The organism is Yoonia maritima (assembly GCF_043641945.1).
Taxonomy (GTDB): Bacteria; Pseudomonadota; Alphaproteobacteria; order Rhodobacterales; family Rhodobacteraceae; genus Yoonia; species Yoonia maritima_B.
Genome location: NZ_JBHZRX010000007.1, coordinates 157,647 through 179,749 on the forward strand (window position 1 = coordinate 157,647; position 22,103 = coordinate 179,749).

At 52.2% G+C, this 22,103-nt stretch carries 21 protein-coding genes; 4 read left to right on the forward strand and 17 right to left on the reverse strand.

Annotation, left to right across the window (positions count from 1 at the left end; all coding sequences use genetic code 11):
* Positions 1 to 58 precede the first annotated feature (58 nt).
* The 3 genes from ftsH to folD all read left to right on the forward strand — a co-directional run bounded on the left by ftsH (position 59) and on the right by folD (position 3,760).
* Positions 59 to 1,975 carry an ATP-dependent zinc metalloprotease FtsH gene (gene ftsH / locus ACHUEV_RS15225; RefSeq protein WP_394181336.1) on the forward strand — a complete coding sequence of 639 codons (1,917 nt, stop codon included), beginning with the start codon at positions 59 to 61 and terminating at the stop codon, positions 1,973 to 1,975.
* Between the two features lie 127 nt (positions 1,976 to 2,102).
* Entirely contained in the window at positions 2,103 to 2,681 is a 579-nt protein-coding gene (locus ACHUEV_RS15230) for an MOSC domain-containing protein (RefSeq protein WP_394181338.1), read from the forward strand.
* Between the two features lie 185 nt (positions 2,682 to 2,866).
* Positions 2,867 to 3,760 (forward strand): bifunctional methylenetetrahydrofolate dehydrogenase/methenyltetrahydrofolate cyclohydrolase FolD, encoded by an 894-nt coding sequence (folD, locus tag ACHUEV_RS15235; protein WP_394181340.1) that lies wholly within the window; start codon positions 2,867 to 2,869, stop codon positions 3,758 to 3,760.
* A 27-nt stretch (positions 3,761 to 3,787) separates the two neighbouring features.
* Here the strand turns inward: folD and ACHUEV_RS15240 are convergent, their stop codons facing one another.
* The 14 genes from ACHUEV_RS15240 to ACHUEV_RS15305 form a co-directional block, all read right to left on the reverse strand.
* Positions 3,788 to 4,573, reverse strand: a complete 786-nt coding sequence (locus ACHUEV_RS15240) for an NAD(P)-dependent oxidoreductase (protein WP_394181342.1) — start codon at positions 4,571 to 4,573, stop codon at positions 3,788 to 3,790.
* A gap of 70 nt (positions 4,574 to 4,643) precedes the next feature.
* The gene (locus ACHUEV_RS15245) at positions 4,644 to 5,954 is read right to left on the reverse strand and encodes a P-loop NTPase family protein (RefSeq protein ID WP_394181344.1); all 1,311 of its coding nucleotides are present in this window, start codon (positions 5,952 to 5,954) and stop codon (positions 4,644 to 4,646) included.
* A gap of 136 nt (positions 5,955 to 6,090) precedes the next feature.
* Positions 6,091 to 6,579, reverse strand: a complete 489-nt coding sequence (locus ACHUEV_RS15250) for a prepilin peptidase (protein ID WP_394181346.1) — start codon at positions 6,577 to 6,579, stop codon at positions 6,091 to 6,093.
* A gap of 2 nt (positions 6,580 to 6,581) precedes the next feature.
* Positions 6,582 to 7,436, reverse strand: a complete 855-nt coding sequence (locus ACHUEV_RS15255) for a tetratricopeptide repeat protein (protein ID WP_394181348.1) — start codon at positions 7,434 to 7,436, stop codon at positions 6,582 to 6,584.
* A gap of 27 nt (positions 7,437 to 7,463) precedes the next feature.
* Positions 7,464 to 8,057 carry a tetratricopeptide repeat protein gene (locus ACHUEV_RS15260; protein ID WP_394181350.1) on the reverse strand — a complete coding sequence of 198 codons (594 nt, stop codon included), beginning with the start codon at positions 8,055 to 8,057 and terminating at the stop codon, positions 7,464 to 7,466.
* Positions 8,032 to 8,994, reverse strand: coding sequence for a type II secretion system F family protein (locus ACHUEV_RS15265; RefSeq protein WP_394181352.1), 963 nt, complete (start codon positions 8,992 to 8,994; stop codon positions 8,032 to 8,034). Before ACHUEV_RS15265 ends, ACHUEV_RS15260 begins: the two co-directional genes overlap by 26 nt.
* A 10-nt stretch (positions 8,995 to 9,004) precedes the next feature.
* Positions 9,005 to 9,970 (reverse strand): type II secretion system F family protein, encoded by a 966-nt coding sequence (locus ACHUEV_RS15270; protein ID WP_394181354.1) that lies wholly within the window; start codon positions 9,968 to 9,970, stop codon positions 9,005 to 9,007.
* 6 nt (positions 9,971 to 9,976) lie between these two features.
* Positions 9,977 to 11,434 carry a CpaF family protein gene (locus ACHUEV_RS15275; RefSeq protein ID WP_394181356.1) on the reverse strand — a complete coding sequence of 486 codons (1,458 nt, stop codon included), beginning with the start codon at positions 11,432 to 11,434 and terminating at the stop codon, positions 9,977 to 9,979.
* Between the two features lie 11 nt (positions 11,435 to 11,445).
* Positions 11,446 to 12,687: an AAA family ATPase gene (locus tag ACHUEV_RS15280; RefSeq protein ID WP_394181358.1), complete on the reverse strand. Its 1,242-nt coding sequence runs from the start codon at positions 12,685 to 12,687 to the stop codon at positions 11,446 to 11,448.
* Positions 12,688 to 12,932: 245 nt separating this feature from the next.
* On the reverse strand, positions 12,933 to 13,577 hold the full coding sequence (locus ACHUEV_RS15285) for an OmpA family protein (RefSeq protein WP_394181360.1): 645 nt from the start codon (positions 13,575 to 13,577) through the stop codon (positions 12,933 to 12,935).
* Positions 13,578 to 13,593: 16 nt separating this feature from the next.
* Positions 13,594 to 14,970, reverse strand: coding sequence for a type II and III secretion system protein family protein (locus ACHUEV_RS15290; RefSeq protein WP_394181362.1), 1,377 nt, complete (start codon positions 14,968 to 14,970; stop codon positions 13,594 to 13,596).
* Between the two features lie 212 nt (positions 14,971 to 15,182).
* On the reverse strand, positions 15,183 to 16,019 hold the full coding sequence (cpaB, locus tag ACHUEV_RS15295; RefSeq protein ID WP_394181364.1) for a Flp pilus assembly protein CpaB: 837 nt from the start codon (positions 16,017 to 16,019) through the stop codon (positions 15,183 to 15,185).
* Between the two features lie 195 nt (positions 16,020 to 16,214).
* On the reverse strand, positions 16,215 to 16,391 hold the full coding sequence (locus tag ACHUEV_RS15300; RefSeq protein ID WP_394181366.1) for a Flp family type IVb pilin: 177 nt from the start codon (positions 16,389 to 16,391) through the stop codon (positions 16,215 to 16,217).
* Positions 16,392 to 16,631: 240 nt separating this feature from the next.
* Positions 16,632 to 16,808 (reverse strand): Flp family type IVb pilin, encoded by a 177-nt coding sequence (locus tag ACHUEV_RS15305; RefSeq protein WP_394181368.1) that lies wholly within the window; start codon positions 16,806 to 16,808, stop codon positions 16,632 to 16,634.
* A 351-nt stretch (positions 16,809 to 17,159) separates the two neighbouring features.
* Here ACHUEV_RS15305 and ACHUEV_RS15310 point away from each other — a divergent pair, with 351 nt between their 5' ends.
* The gene (locus ACHUEV_RS15310) at positions 17,160 to 17,993 is read left to right on the forward strand and encodes a lytic transglycosylase domain-containing protein (protein ID WP_394181370.1); all 834 of its coding nucleotides are present in this window, start codon (positions 17,160 to 17,162) and stop codon (positions 17,991 to 17,993) included.
* A 41-nt stretch (positions 17,994 to 18,034) separates the two neighbouring features.
* On the opposite strand, the gene ACHUEV_RS15315 is transcribed toward ACHUEV_RS15310, so the two are convergent.
* The 3 genes from ACHUEV_RS15315 to topA form a co-directional block, all read right to left on the reverse strand.
* Complete coding sequence (locus tag ACHUEV_RS15315) at positions 18,035 to 18,658, reverse strand: CoA transferase subunit B (RefSeq protein WP_106745632.1); 624 nt, start codon at positions 18,656 to 18,658, stop codon at positions 18,035 to 18,037.
* Positions 18,658 to 19,362: a CoA transferase subunit A gene (locus ACHUEV_RS15320; RefSeq protein ID WP_394181372.1), complete on the reverse strand. Its 705-nt coding sequence runs from the start codon at positions 19,360 to 19,362 to the stop codon at positions 18,658 to 18,660. Before ACHUEV_RS15320 ends, ACHUEV_RS15315 begins: the two co-directional genes overlap by 1 nt.
* A gap of 86 nt (positions 19,363 to 19,448) precedes the next feature.
* A complete protein-coding gene (gene topA, locus ACHUEV_RS15325) occupies positions 19,449 to 22,073 on the reverse strand; it encodes a type I DNA topoisomerase (RefSeq protein ID WP_394181374.1) in 2,625 nt (874 codons plus the stop codon).
* Positions 22,074 to 22,103: the final 30 nt, after the last annotated feature.

Here is a 22,103-nt window from a genome sequence, read left to right on the forward strand (position 1 = left end):
ATGAAACGCTTGAGCGCGACTCTGTCGCATTCATTCCCCGATTTCAAAGGAGCTCCCCTTGGGCAACGCGCGAAATATGGTCTTTTGGATCGTCTTGTTTTTGATGGTTCTTGGACTTTTCAACATCTTCAGCGGCACACCGTCTGCGACACGTGGCAATAGCCAGAACTATACACAGTTTGTCGAAGCAGTCGAAGCCGGCCAAGTCTCAGAAGTTACCATCGACGGCGAAAACGTACGCTATGTTGCAGGTGGTGCGACCTTCACAACGATTAAGCCCGAAGACGCTGAAATCACAGACCTTTTGATTGATGCTGATGTACCGGTTACGGCGATTAGCCAAGAGACATCACTGTTTCAATCCTTCCTAATTAGCTTGCTGCCATTCGTTCTGTTGATCGGTGTCTGGATCTACTTCATGAACCGCATGCAGGGCGGCGGCAAAGGCGGTGCGATGGGCTTTGGCAAGTCGCGTGCAAAGCTGCTGACTGAAAAGCACGGGCGCGTCACATTTGATGATGTCGCTGGTATTGATGAAGCCAAAGAAGAGCTGGAAGAGATCGTAGAATTCTTGCGTAACCCGCAAAAATTTAGCCGTCTTGGCGGTAAAATTCCAAAAGGTGCGCTGCTTGTTGGTCCTCCAGGTACTGGTAAAACGCTTCTGGCGCGTGCGATTGCAGGCGAAGCTGGCGTGCCATTCTTTACAATCTCAGGTTCTGATTTTGTTGAAATGTTCGTTGGTGTTGGTGCGTCGCGCGTGCGTGACATGTTCGAGCAAGCGAAAAAGAACGCGCCCTGCATTGTATTCATCGATGAGATCGACGCCGTCGGCCGTGCACGTGGCGCTGGACATGGTGGTGGTAACGACGAACGCGAACAGACATTGAACCAACTTCTGGTCGAGATGGACGGTTTCGAAGCGAACGAAGGTGTGATCATCGTTGCGGCGACCAACCGTCGTGATGTTCTTGATCCTGCGCTTTTGCGTCCGGGTCGTTTTGACCGTCAGGTCACGGTACCAAACCCAGATATCAAAGGCCGTGAAAAGATTTTGGGTGTGCACGCACGCAAAATCCCATTGGGCCCTGATGTTGATCTGCGGATTATCGCACGTGGCTCGCCAGGTTTCTCTGGTGCTGACCTTGCAAACCTCGTGAACGAAGCTGCTTTGATGGCTGCACGTGTTGGCCGCCGTTTTGTGACGATGATCGATTTCGAATCTGCCAAAGATAAGGTCATGATGGGCGCAGAGCGTCGTTCGATGGTCATGACCGCTGAGCAGAAAGAAATGACCGCCTATCACGAAGCTGGCCACGCGATTGTGGGTATCAGCCTTCCAAAATGTGACCCGGTCTATAAGGCGACGATTATCCCGCGCGGCGGTGCCTTGGGCATGGTGATGAGCCTGCCAGAGATGGACCGCTTGAACATGTTCAAGGACGAATGCCACCAGCGTTTGGCGATGACCATGGCGGGTAAGGCCGCTGAAATCATCAAATATGGTGAAGATCAGGTCAGCAACGGACCCGCCGGTGATATCCAGCAGGCCAGCCAATTGGCCCGTGCGATGGTTCTGCGTTGGGGTATGTCGGACAAAATCGGCAATATCGATTACGCTGAGGCACACGAAGGCTACCAAGGTAATACTGCTGGTCTGTCTGTGTCCGCACATACGAAGGAACTGATCGAAGAAGAGGTCCGTAAGTTCATTCAAGATGGCTATGACCGGGCCCGCGAAATCATCATTGAGAAGAATGAAGAGTTCGAACGCCTTGCCCAAGGTCTGTTGGAATACGAAACGCTGACAGGTGCTGAGATCAAACGCGTTATGGCTGGTGAACCGCCTCATGCTGACGATGATGATGACGGGGATGCTGCAAAGGCCGATACGTCTTCGGTGACCGCAATTCCGAAAACTAAGCCGAAAAAGCCGCAGACCCCAGAAGGTGGTCTAGAGCCTGAACCAACAGCATAAGCTGATAAAGCGCCGCCCCAATCACAGGGCGGCGTTTTTGCTTGATACCTCATTTCACAAATGATGAATTGCGAACGACTGTTCGGGTGGTTTACGCCTGCTGTTAAGCAAACATGAAAGGTTCACGATGCCCGCGCTGAAACCCACTGAAATCACTGGCGAAGTTGTTTGGATCGGGCATGTGCCTGATCGTGATGCATCGCTAAAGTCCTCTGGCCAAACTGAAGCAGAGCTAACATTTGCAGGTATCCCGGGCGAAGAACACGGCGGGCTGACACGCCCATCCTGTTCGCGTGTCGTGAGCCAGCATCCGCGTGGGACAGAGATTCGCAATGTTCGCCAGTTGTCTGTTACTTCGACCGAAGAACTGGCCGAGATCGCGGAAGAGATTGGATTGGACAATCTAGAGCCGGCCTATGTCGGGGCATCGTTGGTGGTTAGGGGGATTCCCGATTTCACGCATTTGCCGCCGTCTTCGCGCCTGCAGTTCCCAGACGGGTCTGTAATCGTCGTGGATATGGAAAACCGTCCGTGCAATTTGCCTGCCAAGCTGATCGAAAACGACTTTCCCGGGGCAGGGCGCAAATTTAAAGCTGCCGCCGAAAATAAACGCGGAGTGACCGCGTGGGTCGAACGTGAAGGTCGGGTAAAAGTTGGAGATACCGTACGCCTACATGTGCCAGACCAACGCGCATGGCAGCCATAGGTTTCTGATCCGAAACTAACGGCCAGCGGCTGGCGTTTCTGGCTACCTATGCGTCGAATACCGGCATCGCGCCACTTAATCGCTGTTTAGTTTCAAGATGAATAGGCAAGGTATTTGCGCCTCACCGCATTTGGCGGTAGGGCTGCGCTGCCTGCACACGCAACCATTGCCGGGAAGACGATAGAATGACAGCAACTGTAATCGATGGAAAAGCCTTTGCCGCCACTGTACGTGGGAAAATCGCCGAACATGTAACCCGGTTGAAAGAGGTCCACGGGATCACCCCTGGATTGGCAGTGGTACTGGTAGGCGAAGACCCAGCTAGCCAAGTCTACGTCCGTTCAAAGGGTAAGATGACAGTCGAGGTCGGCATGAACAGCTATGAACACAAGCTGGACGTCGACACATCAGAAGAAGCGCTTTTGGCGCTGATTGATCAGCTGAACAATGATCCTGCGGTTCATGGTATTCTGGTCCAACTACCGTTGCCTGATCATCTGGATAGCGACCTAGTGATCAACAGTATCGACCCCGCTAAAGATGTTGATGGCTTCCATATCTCGAACGTGGGACTGCTGGGCACTGGACAGAAAAGCATGGTGCCATGCACCCCGCTGGGATGCCTAATGATGCTGCGCGATCACCTTGGTTCTTTGTCTGGCCTGAATGCCGTTGTGGTTGGCCGGTCCAACATCGTGGGCAAACCGATGGCGCAACTGCTGTTGGGCGATAGCTGTACGGTTACGATTGCGCATAGTCGCACCAAAGATCTGCCCGCTGTTGTGCGCCAAGCAGACATTGTTGTTGCTGCGGTTGGACGCCCCCAAATGATTCCCGGTGATTGGGTCAAACCCGGTGCCACAGTGATTGATGTGGGTATCAACCGGATCGAAAAGCCTGAGGGCGGCACACGTCTGGTCGGTGACGTCGACTACGATAGCTGTGCCGCTGTTGCGGGTGCGATTACGCCTGTGCCCGGCGGCGTTGGCCCGATGACAATTGCCTGCTTGCTGGCCAATACCGTGACCGCATGTAGCCGTGCTAATGGGCTTAAGGAGCCTGAAGGGCTAACCGCCTAATTATCGGTGGGTGGATTAAAATCCACCCTACTGCTTGGGGCGCGGTTTTAGCTGGCGGACTGCCGTTTGAACCGCTTCGGGCAGGGCCGTGTTCGTGTCTGGTGCGATATCAAGTGCGGCACCAACATCTTTGGCCAATATGCCGATGCTGTTGTCATCGCTGAACCCGTCACGTGCGAATTCAATCTCGTCAAATCCAGACGCCAGCCAGTTCTGCCCTGATGCCGTTCCGATGAGCGCCAGTAGCTTTTTCTCGTCCACGCCCTGTGTATCGCCCCAGTCCAACACAAGCCGCGTCATCGCTGTATGAGAGGCCGCCAGAAGGTTATTCAGCACCTTACCCGTCATCCCTGCGCCATAGCCGCCCATGTGGTGGATTTCTTGCCCCATGGCCTGCAGCAGTGGCATGATGGGGGTAGGGTCCCCGCCGACCATGAATGTAAGCGTACCAGCTTGTGCACGCACCTGCGCACCGGACATGGGCGCGTCGATCAGTGTGACTCGATCAGCGATACGGGAACGAAGTGATTTGACGCAATTCGGGGAAAGCGTAGAGCTGATGACAATGGTCCGAAGCGTCTTTGCGCGTGCGACCACAGCCTGATCGTCAAACAACAATGCATCCGTCTCGGCCGCGTCACGCACGACGGTAATTAGGGTCGTAAGGCCATCGCAAAAGGCATCTATATCTGTGCCAACCCCAGCATCAGGGCAGGGGTCAAAACCGCGCGCATTGAACCCAGCCTTTTGTAGGTTCTTCAGCATCGGCCGACCCATGCGGCCGCACCCGGCAACTCCAATCACGTCTGTCATTCTATCCCCCAAAGAAAAAGACTTCCCTTTTGTTAAAGGGAAGCCAGTTGCTTGGGAATTTAAAATGTCACTAGTGAACGATCTCTTCTTCTTTGACGAACATGTTAGCCCATGCGCGGTCAATCAATTCAGGTGTCATTTGGTTAGGAATACCTTCGAATTCACAGATCGAGATCATCTGGTCGATCAGGAAGATCGGCTGGTAGTTTGCGTATACATTGTCGATTTCCGGGTAGCGTACGTTCAGTAGGTGAACGAGCGTATCTTCATCAAGTGGCATTTTGCGTTTGCGGGCAACCATCGCGAAAATCTTTAGGAAGTCTTCTTGGTGTGGGCCGTCAATCTTGATCTTGTAGAAGATACGACGCAGCGCCGCTTTATCGAAGATCGCGTTCGGGTGGAAGTTGGTCGAGAAGATGACGAGCGTGTCGAATGGCACTTCGAACTTTTCACCCGATTGCAGTGCTAGAATATCTTTGTTTTCTTCGAGCGGAACAATCCAACGGTTCACAAGCGTCTGTGGTGGTTCGGCCTGGCGCCCAAGGTCATCCACGATGAAGATGCCGCCAGTGGACTTAAGCTGCAAAGGCGCTTGGTAAGTCCGGGCTGTAGGGTTGTAGACAAGGTCGAGCATCGACAGTGACAATTCACCACCGGTAATAACTGTTGGGCGTTCGCAGCGCACATAGCGGGTATCAAATCGGCCAGATGTCCGGCGCAGACTGTTAGGATCATCGACGTCATCTTCTGCCGCAGAGTGTACGATTGGATCGTAAACCGTGATTACCTGACCCGAATATTCGATCGCTCGTGGCACATAGATCTTATCACCCAGCGCGTCACGGATACCGTTCGAGATTGACGATTTACCGTTACCCGGTGGTCCGTACATCAGGATAGAACGACCAGCGCTTACCGCTGGACCAAGGTTCGACAGCAAATCAGGTGGTAACACAAGGTGCCCCATCGCGGTCGACAGCTGTTCGCGTGTGATCTGAATGTTGCGAATAGATTGGCGCTGAATTTGTTCGCGGTAGATATCAAGCGGAACCGGCATAGCGCCGTAATACTCAGATTGGCTTAGCGCATCGAGGGCACGTGCGCGGCCTGCATCAGTAAGCTGATAGCCCATTTCGTTGCCGCTGTTCGCGTTCAACGTACCTGTCGCCTCTAGAAGCAGTTGGCCGCGGGCAAGGTCAACCAATTCCTGTGTCACTGGCACCGGCAAACAAATGGCGCGGCTAAGCTGTGAAACCTGATCAAGGTTCATACGGAACATTGTCTTGATCAGGATGTCCCGCATCATCGACATTGGCAGTAGCATCGCTTCGAGGCTACGCGGCGCCGGAGGGGCCATTACACTGGAGGATTGCACGTTCATGTCTTTCGAGCCTATCGCAAAGTATTCAGAATCCGCAAAAAGACTGCGGGCTTACTTAACCAAGATTGCAGCCTATTGTGGCGAAATAGTGAACAAACATGTGCCTGTAAAAGGCATTACCAAAAGCGAAACTTCTTTAGCGGTAAATTGCCACAAGCAACAAGTAACATAAAAGAGTCCCGCTAAGGGCGAGACCCTTTGGGAACTTAGACTTTTCCCAACTGATCCAGTCGGGTGCTACCTTGCGCAGCGGGCTATATTTCACGGCCCTATGGGTCACTAACGCGGCAAGAAGGCATGACGCATAGATCAGCATCACGTCGCGCAAATCAGCAACCGCAAACATGGGAGCCGCCGCCGCCATGAACTTGACATCCCCGCCGCCAATCACGCCTGACATCCAGAATAATATGCCGATGGCCAGCACCACAGCAAAGTGGAGCCAATGCCAGAGATAGAGATCGAAGGGCAGGGCGAATAACCCCAATATCGCGTAGCTAAACAGCAGCGCACCAGATGCAAGATTCGGAATCTTCATGCTGCGCATGTCATTCCAGGCGACAAAAATAGCGATGGGTATGACTGCTGGCAGGAACCAATAAGCGGCGTACGCTGTGAGCCCCATCCTCAGTTCACCGCGTTATTTTCGATGGCTTGCAGCGCACGCACGGCTTCTTCGAAATGGCGAGGATGCGTTTCGATTGCGTCCGCCAACAGTGTTTTGCCTGTGACCACATCGTTTTGTTTGATGGCAGCCAGAGCTAACGTATAAAGCAACTGTGCCCGTTCAACTTGGGTCATTTGTACAACTGGCAACGTATATTTGCGCTGTGCACCACGTGCCAGAACGAGGTTATTCTTCGCTGTAAATAGGCTTGGGTCGTGGCGTAGCGCATCGGTGAACAGACGCTCAGCGCCGCGATAATCACCGCGTGTTAGTTTTGAGTAACCCCAGTTGTTATAGACGCTCGCAGGGCGCGTCGTGAGGCCCGCGGCAGTCTCGTAAAAACTGTCGGCCTTTTCCCATTGTTGACGGCTATCTGCCACCATCGCTTCAAACCGGTACCGCTTGAAAGTTTCATAGGTTGGCGGAACTGTGTTTAGTTCTGCCGCAGCATCGTCCCAACGGCTCGCCCGGATAAGCGCGCCTGCAAGCTCAACACTATCTTCGCTCGTTGATTCTGGATGGGCCTTTACAGTCTCCCATGCAGCAATGCCGTCCGGTACACGGTTTGCACGGATCAATGATTTCGCAAGTCCGCGTTGTAAGTCGACCCGATCGGGGTTGTTTTCGACAGCATTTGCGAAATAGCTGACAGCTTCGTTGGGATCACCGACAGTCAGCATTACGTCGTTGAGATTGGATTCATCTACGACATTAATGTCTTTCATCGCTTCTGCGACTTGGTCTTCGCCGGACTTTTCACATGCTGACAACAGCATCGTTGCCGCGCAAAGCGTCATAATGATTGGGTGGCGCATGTTTGTGCGTCCTTTTGCTGCTCTACCTTAGAGGTCCGACATCAATACGAAATCGCCGGCACCACGTCGGATCAGATTAAAGTTCTGATCCTCTTGTAGCACATTATTGTCCGAGTTTTCCAACATTGCGAGCGCTAAGCGCAAGTTGTCGCGGATTTCGTCCGAATCTCCGTTATCTGCGGCATATGCACGACGAAAAACCTCACTCGCTTCTGCAACAGCACCCTTTTCCATGAGCACGACACCTAAGTTGTTCCATGCTGGAGGGAACTCAGCGTCCTTTTCAACTGCCAAACGCAGCCAACGCTCAGCTTGGCCAAGTCGCCCGAGGTTCAGGTTGGCGGAGCCAATTGCAGACATCGTGTCGACGTTGAGCCCCTGCTGAAATGCCGCGCGATTGTAGGCTTTAAGCGCGAGCTCATATTCACCGGCGGCCATAAGACGGTGGCCAACAATAAGACCGTCTGCGTTGCTTTCTCCTGCGACTCCAGGCGCATAAACACCGTCAGCCGTCAAATCGATTCCACCTGCAGAACAAGCAGACAGGGTAACGATCAAAAGCCAAGCGTGGGCTTTTGGCCTCCGCCGTCCGAGGTTAACCAAGGTTCGTTGCAATAGCATAAATAGAGGGGCCAATCAGAATGGCCATCAATGGTGGAACGGTCAACATCATCGTCGCCAATGTCATTTTCGTTGGCAGCTTGTTTGCCTTTTCTTCTGCTCGCATGACGCGTTTGTCACGCATCTCCAGTGAATAGACACGTAGCGCATCAGAGATCGACGTACCAAACTGCTGCGACTGGATAAGGACCGTCACGAAACTTGTGATATCTTGAACACCGCAGCGTTCGGCCATGTCCTTCAAAACGGTGGTTTTGTCTTTACCCGCTTTTGTTTCCTGGCCGACCATCTCAAATTCGTCCGAAATGTCAGGAAAACCAGAACGAAGTTCCTTAGAAACACGCATAATAGCTTGATCCATCGATTGACCTGCTTCCACGCAAACAAGCATCAAGTCTAGTGCATCAGGAAAACCGTTTTCGATTGCTTCTTGACGGACAGCTTGACGGCGCGTGACCCAGTATTTGGGGAGCATATAACCAACGCCGCCCGGAACCATAATCATCAGCACTAGGTCCTGCGTTGTAACGTCGCCTTGCGACATCTTGAATATCGCGTAAATCCCGCCCAGTGCCAGCCCCAGTAAGCCTAGCGTAAACTGGAGGAAGTTATATGTACGTACCGCATTTTTGCCTCGGTAGCCGGCTTGCAGCAATTTGAGTTTAACTGCAGAATACTCGTCTTCGTTTTGGGGCTCTAGGAAGCTAGAATATTTCTCTAGCTTGTCCTTACTGCTCGCCGAACGAAGCTTTTCACCTTTTGCTGTCTTCTTTTCAGGCTGTCGATTATTTGCTTTTAGGCGATCAAGTGGATCTTCTTCCTTTTTCAAGAGAACTGGAAGCGCGATCAATACGAGAAAAAAGCCTACGAGCCCGACAAGAATGAGTAGCGCATATGGCCCAAGGAATTGTGTAAGTGTTTCTTGAATAGCTTCCATTTGGTTTTCCTTAGACCTTAATGTCTACAAGTGCGCGCATTACGACTACGTTTAGAACGAGAAAGCCTCCGATGACGAAACAGGCCGGTATAAAGACTGAACTTTCCATCACTTCGTCAAAATAGTCTGGTTTGACCAAAGTAATCAAGATTAACGCAAGAACTGGAAATATAGACAATAGGTTGCCGGACCATTTTGCTTCGGCTGTAATCGCGTTCACGCGGCGAAACAGACGGAAGCGTGCTCGGATAACCTTCGCTAGGCCGTCCAAGATTTCTGCCAAGTTACCGCCTGATGTTTGTTGGATGGTCACAGCCACCGCCAAGAAACGCATATCTTGGTTGTCTAGACGTTCTGCCATCGCTTTGAGTGTCTCGCCCATGTCTCGGCCATAGGCGGCCTCATCCGAGATCATCCCGAATTCCGTTCCAAGCGGGTCTGCGATTTCGTTGGATACGATTTGCAGGGAGTTAGAAAAAGGGTGCCCAACGCGTAGTGAACGAACCATAAGCTCGACCGCTTCGGGCAACTGTTCGCCAATCATCGCCATACGTTTTTTCGCTTTGCGGCTGATCCATACATATACACCACCAACGCCCATCAGGATTGCGACCGCGATACGTACAGATCCACCGAGCTGAGTAAGCACGGTCAGCATCAAGAATGCAACAAAACTCACTACGCCCATCAACATCAAGATTTGTGGAGGAGTGAAAACGATGTTTGCTTTTTGTGCCTTATCCGCAAGGATCGAGTAGATCGGAATACTTTGCGAACGCATGTGCTGCGTCATTTCTTTGCGCAGCTGTTCCAGAACTTGCTCACGGCTTCCGCCTTTATCAAGCATTTCAAGACGGCGGTTTACTTTGCCGTCCATGCTGATCGATTTGCCGAAAATCACGAGGTAGAAACCCTGAACCATCGCAACGACGGCGACAAAGATCAGGATATAGATAATTGGTGCTGCAGAAATCATTGGATATTACTCCGCAACCATTGGTTCAAAGATCGCAGGTGGCAGATCATATCCCCAAAGTTTAAAGCGTTCTGAGAAGTGGCTACGTACACCTGTGGCAGTAAAGTGGCCGATGATCTTGTTGTCAGGGGTCAAACCAACACGCTGATAGCGGAAGATTTCCTGCATCGAGATGACGTCGCCTTCCATACCTGTGATCTCGGTGATCGAAGTCATGCGGCGCGAACCATCCTGAAGGCGTGACGCTTGCACAATCAAGTTCACAGCCGAAGAGATTTGGCTTCTCATCGCTTTGATGGGCATTTCGATACCAGCCATCGCGATCATGTTTTCCAGACGAGATACACCATCACGCGCACTGTTAGCGTGGATCGTAGTCATTGACCCATCGTGGCCAGTGTTCATGGCCTGCAACATGTCGATAACTTCTTCGCCACGCGTTTCCCCCACAATAATGCGGTCTGGACGCATACGCAGCGCGTTTTTCAAACAGTCACGCTGTGATACGCCGCCTTTGCCTTCTACGTTGGGTGGGCGGCTTTCCATCCGGCCGACGTGTGTCTGTTGTAGCTGAAGTTCCGCCGTATCCTCGATTGTTAGGATGCGTTCGGCGTCGTCGATAAAGCCAGATAGGGCGTTCAAAGTTGTCGTCTTACCGGAACCCGTACCGCCGGAAACGATAACATTTAGACGCGTCGAAACTGCGGCTTGCAGGTATGCAGCCATTTCTTCGGTAAAGGCACCGAACTTAACCAGCTCTTCGATTCCCAGCTTATCTTTCTTAAACTTACGAATTGAAACAAGGCTACCGTCAACCGCAATTGGTGGAACCATGGCGTTGAAACGTGAGCCGTCCGCCAGGCGAGCATCGACGTAGGGGTTACTTTCGTCAACACGACGACCAACTGCTGAAACGATCTTGTCGATAATACGTAGAAGGTGTTTTTCGTCTTTAAAGGTAACGTCAGTTAGCTGCAGCTTACCGTCACGTTCCACAAAGATCTGTTGTGGACCATTTACCAGAATATCGTTGACCGTTTCGTCTTTCAGAAGCGTCTCTAGCGGTCCAAGACCGGTAACTTCGAAGAACAAATCTTGACTAAGTGTTTGGCGCTCGTCCCTGTTGAGGACGATGCCCATATCTTCAAGCGTCTCATTCGCAATCGCGTTAATTTCGTTACGAAGTTCTTGTTCGGATGCAGTTTCCAGCGCGGCTAGGTTAAGGTTGTCGAGTAGTGCCTTGTGAAGCTCTAGCTTGATTTCGCTCAAACGTTCTTTGCGGCGCTTCTCTTTATCTACAGTACCCGGTTCAGCCGCGCGTTTCTCTGGCATCGCCTTCATCAAAGATTTACGGGCTTCATCCACCTTTGGAGCAGTAGCTGGCGTAACCGCTACTTTGGGCCGGCTAGCTGCGGCAGCTGGCGTATCCTTGGGGGCGTTTGGCTTTTTATATTTCGAAAACATAGTACTGCCTCTTAAGCTCTGGCTTCTGCGTCGGCTTGGTTGACGTCATGCATTGATTTCGCAAGTTTGGTAATTTCTTTGCGGAGGGGATTTTTGGCAATTGTAGCCGCCATTGGGGCGCCGTGGTCACATGCTTGCATCACTGGCTTCCCGCCGTCTGGCATCAGCAGGTCAATAGAAATGCCCAAGCTATCGGCCAGCCTTTTAACACGGCTTTTGCCGTTTAGGTCGGTGAAGCCCGGTGCCCTGTTCAAGATGAAACGAATTTTATCGAATGGAAGATCTTCTGACTGTAGCGCACGTTTAAGACGCAAAGTGTTCTGCGCTGAACGCATATCCAATTCGATCATCGCAAAATAGATGTGCGCCATTTCCAAAACAGTCTGTGACCATTCAACCATCGTGGAAGGCATGTCGATCACGACGTAGTCAAAGTTGACGCGAGCTATTTCGATTACGCGTCCGATATCTTCGGGCGTTATCATATCAAGCGGAATCATGTCTGTCGGAGCAGTCAGGACATGCAGACGTTCTTCGTAAGTAAGAAGCGACTGCATAAATGCTTCCGAATCCATCGATTCGGTATCTGTCAGCATTTCTAGAATGGCTTCCCGTCGGGGGAGATCAAGATATGTCGATACGGAACCGAACTGGAAATCCAGGTCAATCAAGCAGACTTTAGGTGGTTCATCTTTATCGATGTTGACCAACTCCCAAGCGAGGTTCACGGCCATCATAGTCGCACCAGTACCACCTGCCAGTCCGTGGACTGGAATCACTACGCCGGATCGGTCACCAGTTGCGTTGAATTTCTTCTCACCGTCAGTGGGCTCTGGCGTTGCCTTAGCGGTCAAAACCCGTTCGATCGCGCGCGCGAGTTCGTTTTCAGGGAGAGGGTAGGGGACGAATTCATCACCACCTTCACGCAACAATTGGTGTAGCGCCGTTGGGCTAACGTCTTCAGCGATAAGGATAACTTTTATTCCCGCGCCTTTTGCGACAGCAATCACCTCTGAGACTAGCGGCAAGTTGTCTTCGTCGTTGGCATCCATTGCAATAGTGACGAATTGCAGACTCCGAGCTTCTTTTTGGCCAAGGAACGCGACCGCGTCCTCAAAGCTAAGATCACCCCAGGCATCGCCTAGTGCGGCTTCCATGTCTTCGATTAGTAGATCAAAAATCTGTACATCTCGGCTGATCGTGCACGCGACAATTGGTGGGGCATCGTGCTGTACGGCCGTCGTATCGGTCATTCTTTGTCGTCCTCATCACTCTTGTGATTCCATTTTAATCTGCTGTTGGCAGGCAGCGCCAGAGCAATGGAATATACTGTCCGCAACTAGCCAGTGACGCACTCGTATTCAGATATTAGTGGGGGGTAATCGTGTCGAGATTTGGACCAAAAGGGCGAATATTCAGGGAATGTTGCACAAGCTTGGCTCAAACTGCGGTGTTCACGCCAATCATTGGCTGGCGTGAACACAATCTTTGTCGGCTGTTATTCGCCTGTGGAGCCACCTTCAATCGCAGTCACACGAATAGCGCTAGCGACATACTCTCGGTAGATCACTTCAGCGTATTTTCCTTCGAGAACCATCGGTTCGCTTGCGACAAAGCCAGACACTTCTGTGACGGTTCGGCGATTACGGCGCTCACGATCGTTGGTTGCGATCAATGGCTGAGTCTCACCGAAAGAAGCGACCGCTTCCAAGCGACTACGGTCGATGCCCTGTGATGTCAGGAAGGCAACTACGGCTTGTGCCCGGCGCAAACCAAGGCGACGGTTGTACGCTTGGCTACCGACTAGATCAGTATGTCCATAAACCCGGAAGCGGACTTCAGGGAACTGGCGAATCCAGTCTGCTTGGCGTGTCAAAATCTGACGCGCGTCAGCATCAAGTTGGCTCGAGTTGAACGCAAAGGTAACTGTCGAGTCAATTTCTGAGGCGAAGCGGCGCGCCAAATTGACACGATAATCTTCCTGCGCAGACTGAACCATGACGTTGTTCATCGTCGCATTGCCGAATTCGCCGCTGTCGATTACTGCGCCTGCTTCATATTGTAGCTGCGAGAAGTCATCTGCGGTTGTAGAGCAACCAGCGAGAAGAGCAGCAGCCATTGCTGTTGTCATAAGTTGTTTCATTGACCTGTGCTCCAATTCATTCGTCCATGACGTAGCCGTAAGAACCGCTAAAGTCCTGACGCGCTACTTCACCGGCCCCACCAGGGATCTGAGTGCCAGCAGTTGTTTTGCCAAGTAGGAACAGATCGGATTCGCTTGGAAGGCGCACACGATCAGTTGGTAGCGACAGCGCTGCTCCACGCGTTGGCGAAACGAGGTGCGGTGTAACAATGATTACGAGTTCTGTTTGCTCACGCTCATATGCCGCGCTACGGAACAGGGCACCTAATACAGGGATATCCCCCACCCAAGGCACTTGTTCGCTCAAGTCGTTAAAGTCGTCTTGCAATAGCCCTGCAATGGCAAAGCTTTCGCCATCACGCATTTCCACGGTGGTCTTTGTTTCGCGACGCTGGAATGCGTTGATCGATAGGCCAGCCCCACTAGTAAACGCGTTGGTTGTGTCTACGGATGACACCGCAGCAGCCAGTTCCAAGTTAATGATATCATCGTCAATTACGGTAGGAACAAACAGTAACTCAACGCCAAATGGCTTAAATTCAACCGTTATGGTGTTCTCGTCTTGCGCCACCGGAACAGGGTACTCGCCACCTGCGAGAAAGCTCGCTTCTTGGCCGCTAAGTGCAGTTAGGTTAGGTTCTGCCAGAGTCCGGACAACCCCACGCGTTTCTAGGGCCTCGATCATGAGGTTGACGTTCATACTTCCCGCGCCAAACCCAAAAGTCACAGCTCCATTGCTGCCGCCACTTGAAGTAGTCGTGCCGCCAGAAATTGTTGTTCCGCCGGTAGTCCCACTTACGCCAAACTGTGCACCGAGAGATTTACGTACAGAACGTTGCATTTCGGCAAAACGCACTTGGAGCATAACTTGCTGCGTACCGCCGACAACCATCAGGTTAGATACGCGATCTGGCGCATACCGTTGCGCCAGCTCGAGTGCGCGCTCTAAGCGAGCGATTGAACTAACTTGACCAGAAAGAACGATACCGTCGTTTGCGGTGCGTACTTCAATGTTTTCGCCCGGAAGAATTTGTGTTAGCCGCTCTTTGAATTCTGCCATGTCAGGTGAGACATGGATCTCAACATTGGTTATCAAGCGACCGTCTGCCCCCAAAAGGGTCAGGGTAGTGCGGCCTGGCTCTTTGCCAAGCACATAGATCGTTCGATCGGACAAAGATGAGATGTCTGCAATGCCGGGGTTAGCGATAGACAGTTCCGTAAATGGAACATCGCTTTCCACGACGACGGCCCGGTTCATCGGGACGCTAAGTGCACTGGACGCCGCGCCGCGCAGTACGCGCAACGTTTCGGCCGGTGCCATAGTTGGTGCTGCCGCTGCTAGCGACAACGTCAAGCCTGTAAGTGCGGCTTTGATAAATCTGTCATACTTCATAAGTGACCTGCCTCTCCGATCACGCCTCGTTGCTAGGGTCTTCGTGCCCATGATTTTCTGACCATGCGTCAGCTAGGCATTTATTGCAATAATCAATAGGTTGGACGGTGAAGCGAATGTGGGTAAAGCGCAACACTATCCTGAGATGCAAAAAAGCGCCGATGGAATACTCGGCGCTTTTATCAATGACTGGGCCAGTTTAGCTTCTCAGATTAGTCACAAGGTGTCTCAACCTGAACGCGTTCTGTACCGCGGCGTTCATACCTGTAGCAAATCTCAGGCGCCTCTTCTTTTTCCTCGATAATCACTTCCTGTATCACTTCGCCGGTCACGGCCTGCGTATCTACAGTGATTTCCGAAGAGACCGCAGCGGTGTCGCCCGAGCCGACTAGAGAAATTGTGAGTGAGCCACTAGCTTGTGCTTGCGTAAGAATCGCTACCTCTTGCGGGGTAACTTGAACGATTACATTGTTGATGCCTGTGCGTCCGCCTTCCTCATCTGGGACCGCGATGATTTGAAGGCTGGACTTGAGCAAATTGGTCACTTCTCTTCCGTTGCTTAAGCGGCCAGTCCAATAAAGGTCGATTCGATCATTCGGACGAAGAGTGCCAAACCCACCTGTAACACGGCCTTGAATGGGGAAAGCTCGCATGCCGGGAGCAACCAGAGCTGTCAGACCGCGGCTGGCCCCGGGGGGCGCAAGTTTGCTTTCCATCAAAGGCTCATTTGGCAGGATTGGTAGAATGACTACGCGTGATTTGGCAGGCTGCTCAGGCGGAAAGAGGACTTCTTCGCTGCGAACGACGCCTTCAGGTAAATAGTCAACTGCGTATTTTATCAAGGTGACATCGTCTGCAGTCAGTACCTCGCCATAGGTAAAGGAGCGGTTGGGCGAATAAACATCGACGGTTTTTACAGCGCCATCGCGTTGCTGTTGAGCGCGGGCTAGTTCAGTGTTCGTTTTCTCGATTTGTTGGTTCACCATATAAACAGCAAAGCCGGCAAGGGCCATGCCGACTAAAAGAACCAATCCAAAAACTCCGCGCATATTAGTATCCTCTGATTTCGACCTACTCCATGCGTATAGAGTAGAATTTTTGACCCAATTAACTGAACGAGATGGGCTTATTTGTATCAGCCAAATTTAGACCAATCAGAAGATGATTTACAATGCGTCCAAGTACCCCAACCACACTCTCTAGTCTCAATGTGCTATATGGGCACACAATTAAGCGCATCCCGCTTATGGGTCTTGGTTATCTAGGCGGCCTTCGATGTCGTTCGCTAACCCGGTGGTGGCGGGTGAAAAGGTCGTTACCGCAGTAAAACCTAGCATTACGATAGCAGCGGAAAGTACCACAAAGTCGACTGTCACTGCTCCATCTTCGTCATTTTTGAAGTTTGCTAGGCGTTGCATCATTTTGGTTTCTCCCGGAGGCCTTGTACGCCTCCCATTTAGTCACTCCGCATCTTTGCGTAGTGTTTGTCGGTTGTGACTTTGTAGCGCGTGAATGTGGCAATTTTTTGATTTTCTAAGTGCCTTTTTTTGCCTTGCGCATTGTTATTAAAGTAAAAACGCACCGTGAGTTCACGGTGCGTTTCACATCTACGAAGTAGATAAAAGCTTGTCGCAGCGCTAAGTGCGGCGACCTTCGACTGCTTATGGGTTCATGTTGTCCAGAGCAGTTTCGATTTCGTTCGCAAGACCTTCTGCGCCACGAGATACAGCTGTACCAACAGCCAGACCCAAGATAACGATCGCAGCAGTCAGAACTACGAAGTCAACTGTTACAGCACCGTCTTCGTCGTTGCGGAAGTTTTTGATAAAGTTAAGCATTTAATTCCCTCCTCAGGGTATCACTAGTGTTCATTTCGTTCCTCGCCAGGCCAGCAGAGCTAAGTTGTTTAGCTGAGCCCCTGTCTTGGATGAGCCTATATAGCCTGTGGATTGGGGCGGTAGTTTGACGCGTTTCGTTCTTTTTGTGCACGAGCAGCATTTTTTGCAAAGAATCTTATAACTTATTGTAAATATGTGTTTTTTATTCGTATTAACTTTTCTCGATATGTTGCTTGCGTTGCGAATAGGTCTGTAATCGGCCAAAAATGACGTAATTGTTCCCATGAATCTGGCGTTTTGGCGGTTTTCTGCCATGGTCAGTTTCAGAAAAAACGACGGGCAGGACGGATAATGAATCGGAAGATTCCATTTTTTATGGCTTTAGCTTTACTCGTTAGCGCGATTCCGGCCATGGCTGAGGTAGAGCGACTGCAGCCAGATTTCACTTTTCGGCGTGTAGCGGTGCCTTCAAGCGGGGCGGGTAGTCGTATTAACGTGCAGATTGACCCCAACGCGCCGCGACTGGGCCCCGTTTATTCGGATGAACCGGAGCCAGAGGTTGTGTCCGCACCTATCGTTACCCCGCCAGTGTCGGGTGCTGAATGGTTTTGGGAGGGTGTGTCCTATGGCATTTCAGATTCGTCGCCAGCGCGCTTAGAACGTGCGATGCACCAAATTAATAACCCGCCAGCTGGAAAAGGCGTGTCAGCTCCTCGTTTGCAAAGCCTCCAAAACATCGCAAATGCGCACGGGCTTGCGATTCTCAAGGAGACGGTTGGTACTGATGTGTCTCCGGCGCTTGTCCTCGCAGTGATTTCCGTTGAGAGCGCAGGAAGAACTGACGCGGTGAGTAGTGCAGGTGCCACTGGTTTAATGCAGCTCATGCCCGCGACGGCAACTCGGTTTGGTGTGACAGACAGGACTGACGCTGCCGACAATATCAAAGGCGGCGTCGCCTATCTTGACTGGCTGCTAAATGAATTTGGAAATGATCCTGTGCTCGTGCTGGCTGGGTATAACGCAGGTGAGGGTAACGTACGCCGGCATGCGGGTGTGCCGCCATTCTCGGAAACACGTGCCTATGTGCCAAAGGTTCTGGCTGCGTGGCAAGTTGCCAAGGGCCTATGCCGCACGCCACCTGAATTGATCACAGATGGCTGTGTTTTTAACGTCAACGGAATTTAGCGTTTAGAGGCGTCTATATAATGTAGACGCCTCTGACTATATTATACGATGGTTGCCTCGGTTGCGGCGCGCAGTTCTTCCTCGGTTACGCCGTCCGCGCATTCAACGATCTTTAGCCCACCTTCGACGACATCAAGCACGCCAAGGTTGGTGATGATCCGATCAACCACTGCTTTACCTGTCAGCGGAAGGGTGCATTCCTTAAGAAGCTTGCTGTCACCATGTTTGTTGGTGTGGTCCATAACAACGATCACACGACCGACGCCTGCCACCAAATCCATCGCACCGCCCATACCTTTGACGAGCTTGCCGGGAATCATCCAGTTCGCAAGGTCACCGTTTTCAGCAACTTCCATTGCACCAAGAATCGCGGCAGCGATCTTACCACCTCGGATCATGCCGAATGATGTGGCGCTATCGAAATAGGCCGTGCGGTTTAGTTCGGTGATCGTTTGCTTGCCCGCGTTAATCAGGTCGGGGTCTTCGTCGCCTTCAAACGGGAAGGGGCCCATGCCCAGCATGCCGTTTTCAGACTGAAGCGTAATGTCTTTGTCGCCGACATAGTTTGCAACAAGTGTCGGGATGCCGATCCCAAGGTTCACGTACCAGCCGTCTTGTAGTTCCTCGGCTGCGCGTGCGGCCATCTGATTCCGATCCCAAGGCATTATGCTTCCTCCCGCTTGCGTGTCGTGCGCTGTTCAATCCGTTTCTCGTGATCACCTTGAATAATGCGATGCACATAGATGCCGGGCAGGTGGATATGGTCAGGATCGAGAGAACCCGTAGGTACGATCTCTTCGACCTCGACAACACATGTCTTGCCGCACATCGCGGCGGGTGGGTTAAAATTGCGCGCGGTCTTGCGGAAGATCAGGTTGCCTGTCTCATCCGCTTTCCAAGCCTTCACAATGGCCAGATCGGTAAAGATGCCTTCTTCCATGATGTAGGTTTCGCCGTTGAAGTCTTTGTGTTCCTTGCCTTCGGCGATCACTGTGCCGACGCCGGTCTTTGTATAGAAACCGGGGATGCCACAGCCGCCAGCGCGCATACGCTCGGCCAATGTACCTTGGGGATTGAATTCTAGCTCGAGCTCGCCAGACAGATACTGACGCATGAATTCTGCGTTCTCACCGACATAAGAGCTGATCATCTTTTTGACTTGGCGGGTCTGCAATAGGATGCCGATGCCAAAATCATCTACACCAGCGTTATTGCTTGCAAAGGTCAGGTCCTTGGTTCCGGCGTCTTTGATGGCACCAAGCAGTAGCTCTGGAATACCGCACAGCCCAAACCCCCCGGCTGCAATAAACATGCCGTCAAACAAAAGCCCATCTAGGGCCTCGGCGGCATTTGGATAGATTTTCTTCATGTAAGATGTCCCCCCATTTCGTGATCAGCCGAAGCGTGACCCGCAAATGGGGGGAAGTCAATGGAATTGCTGCGCTGCGGCAACCACTACTTCTTAGCAGCAGGTTTCTTTTTTGCCGCAGGCTTTTTGGCGGCGGTCTTTTTCGCAGCTGCTTTCTTTGCAGGGGCCTTTTTCTTGGCCGCTGGTTTCTTCTTGCCGGATTTTGCGGCGCGTTCGTCGATAAGGTGCACCGCTTGGGCAAGGGTCAGATCCGCAGGTGCGATTTCTTCTGGAATAGTCGCGTTGATCTTTTCCCACTTCACATAGGGGCCGTATTTACCGTCATAGATATTGACCGGGCCACCAGCCTCTGGGTGTTCGCCCAACTCGTGGATTGGCACGGCGGCTTTGCCACGGCTGCCACGGCTGGCAACTTTTTCGGCCAGCAGTTGCACGGCGTGGTTCATACCCACGGTCCAAACATCCTCGATGCTTTCGAGGTTTGCGTTTGTGCCACCTTTAAAAGACGTGCTTTCGGCGTGCTTAAGGTAAGGACCATAACGCCCCAAGTTTGCCCAAACGTTAACCCCATCTTCTGGGTGTGTGCCAATCAGGCGTGGCAGTTCAAGCAGACGCAATGCATCTTCAAGTCCGATTTCTTCGGGGTTCCAGCCTTCTGGCACACCTTGGCGCGGCGGCTTTTTATTGTCTTCGGTTACTTCACCGCGCTGTACGTAGGGGCCAAAGCGGCCTTTGAATACGCGGATTGGATCGCCAGCGTCTTCGCCCAGCAATTTGCCTTCGGGTGGAATTGCCGATGCTTCTGCCTCTGGGTTTGGTGGGCCGAATGGACGGGTGTAACGGCATTCTGGGTAGTTCGAGCAACCGATGAAGGCCCCGCCGGAACGCGCAGTGCGCATCGACAGGCGGCCAGCACCACAGTTCGGGCACAGGCGCGGATCGCTGCCGTCTTCGGTTGGCGGGAACAGATGCGGTTCAAGCACCTCGTTGATTTTCTCAAGAACCTCGGTGATACGCAGGTCTGCCGTTTCGGCAATTGCGGCCGAAAAATCACGCCAAAAACGCTCAAGCACCTTTTTATAGTCGGCGTCGCCCGCACTGACTTCGTCCAACTGGTTTTCCAGATCAGCGGTAAAGTCATAGCCGATGTATTTACGGAAGTAGTTCGACAAGAACGCGGTAACCAAGCGGCCCTTATCCTGAGGGATCAGGCGGTTCTTTTCCTTCTCAACATAGCCACGATCCTGAATCGTGGTCACGATCGACGCGTATGTTGATGGGCGGCCGATGCCCAGTTCTTCCATCCGCTTAACAAGCGTGGCTTCGGTGTAGCGGGGCGGCGGCTGCGTAAAGTGCTGTTCCGGGGTGACCGATTTCTTTTCGGCTTTTTCGCCTTCGGTCAGCTGCGGCAGACGCTTATCATCGTCATCAACGACAGCGTCGTCTTTGCCTTCTTCATAAATCGCAATGAAGCCGTCAAACACCATGACCTGACCGTTGGCACGCATGATGACCTGTTCGTCGGCACTGGCGATATCGACGGTGGTGCGTTCAAAACGCGCGGCAGACATCTGGCTAGCAAGCGTACGCTTGTAGATCAAATCATATAGCTTGCGCTGATCCGCATCTTTGATGTTCGCGTCGTCGGTGGCCAGCATCATATCCGTTGGGCGGATACATTCGTGGGCCTCTTGCGCGTTCTTTGCTTTGTTTTTGTACTCGCGTGCCTTCTCGGGCATGTATTTATCGCCGAACTTGGCTTTGATCGCATCGCGCGCACCGGTCACGGCCTCCGGGGCCATGTCGATACCATCCGTACGCATATAGGTGATCAATCCGGCCTCGTACAAACGCTGCGCGACGCTCATAGTTTGGCGCGCACCCATGCCGAACTTGCGGCTGGCTTCTTGCTGAAGCGTTGATGTCATGAACGGTGGTGACGGGTTACGTGTTCCCGGCTTGGCCTCGACGGATTTGATCGTCAAATCACGCGAGTTGATCGCCTGCACAGCCATTTCGGCCTGCGTTTCATTGCCAAGGTCGAATTTATCAAGCTTTTTACCAGCGAGCGTAGTTAGCCGTGCCTCGAACGTTTGGCCGCGTGGGGATTGAAGCAGTGCCTTGACGGTCCAGTATTCCTGATTGCGGAACGCTTCGATTTCCATTTCGCGTTCTACGATCAGTCGCAGAGTTACTGATTGCACGCGGCCAGCGGACTTTGCGCCGGGCAATTTGCGCCACAAGACAGGCGACAGGTTAAAACCGACCAAGTAATCCAACGCGCGGCGGGCAAGATATGCCTCGACCAAGGGGGCGTCGACTTGGCGTGGGTGTTTCATCGCCTCAAGAATCGCATTTTTGGTAATCGCGTTGAACACGACCCGGCTGACGGGGGTGTCTTTCTTGATCGCCTTACGTGACGTTAAAGCCTCGGTCAGGTGCCAGCTAATCGCTTCGCCTTCGCGGTCGGGGTCGGTCGCGAGGATCAGTTCGTTGTCGTTTTTCAACGCATCCACGATGGCTTTGATATGCTTTTTGCTATCGCTGGCGACTTCCCATTTCATGTCGAAATCTTCATCGGGCAGGACCGATCCGTCCTTTGGAGGAAGGTCGCGCACGTGGCCGTAGGACGCTAAAACTGTATAATCCTTACCAAGATAACCTTCGATTTTCTTGGCTTTGGCCGGCGACTCGACAACGACAACTGGCATGAGAATCCTTTAAACGGATGGTGTGCGATA